The sequence below is a fragment of the Chitinophaga sp. Cy-1792 genome (assembly GCF_011752935.1).
GTDB lineage: Bacteria > Bacteroidota > Bacteroidia > Chitinophagales > Chitinophagaceae > Chitinophaga.
The window spans coordinates 1-804 of the sequence record NZ_VWWO01000016.1; the positions used below are offsets into that span (position 1 = coordinate 1).

The following is an 804-nucleotide window of genomic DNA, read 5'->3' on the forward strand; positions in this document are numbered from 1 at the left end:
TCTCTACCGGAGCCGCCGTCCCAGCGGTCAGAGCCGCCACCCACGCCAGACGTACTCGGTACTCGCGTGGAGCTCGCCCCACCGCAGATCAGGCTCGACCGGGAGCCTCCGCGTTCGCAGCAGTCCGGACGTCCTGCGGTTCAGCGCGGCGCTGAGGCGTTGCTGACCCGCGCGGTGTGTTCGGTGGAGCCGGTGTCGGATGTGGAGGCGTCGGCGTTCGCTGCCCGGTTCGCCTGCGATTTCCAGTCGTTCGACGAGGACGTTCCGTGGCGGGGCGCCGACGGGCTGCGTGAGGGCCTGGAGGAGGCGGGGGCGGGTGCGTGGGGCGGGCACGGTGCGGGCCATCCGCGTGCTGATTCCCCGGTACCGGGCCGGATCTATCGGCGCTGGGACACGACGGTTGGCGGCGAGGTCATCGTCCGCGCCACCCCGGATGGCCGCAGCGCTGCTGCTCCCGATCCTGACGACTGTCCCGAGGGCGAGGACAGCGAGTGGGTGGAACCGCCGGTGACGATCGGCCGCGCGTGTGCGCCGGCGGAGTCGGATGCGTCGTGGACAGCGTGCGAGCCGCGGTGGGTGCGGATGACGGTGCCGGTCACGCGCGCTCCGGAGGATGGCCGTCTGGTCGTAGACCCTGGTCTGCTCACCGGACCTGCTGGTGACCAGACAGGTGAGCGCTGATGTCGTCGAGCAACCAGGTGCCGTCGCCGCCGGAGACGTCGGAGGAGACGCCGTCGTGGCTGACCGGCGATGCTGCGGCGTGGGCCGCTCCCGGCGCACCGCCCACGGCGGAGTCGACGACGA

1 protein-coding gene is annotated in these 804 nt (G+C 72.3%); it reads left to right on the forward strand.

Features of this window, described 5'->3' with window-relative positions:
* The coding region (locus F3J22_RS30250; RefSeq protein WP_205195788.1) for a hypothetical protein at positions 1 to 681 on the forward strand (681 nt) is incomplete at its 5' end.
* Positions 682 to 804: the final 123 nt, after the last annotated feature.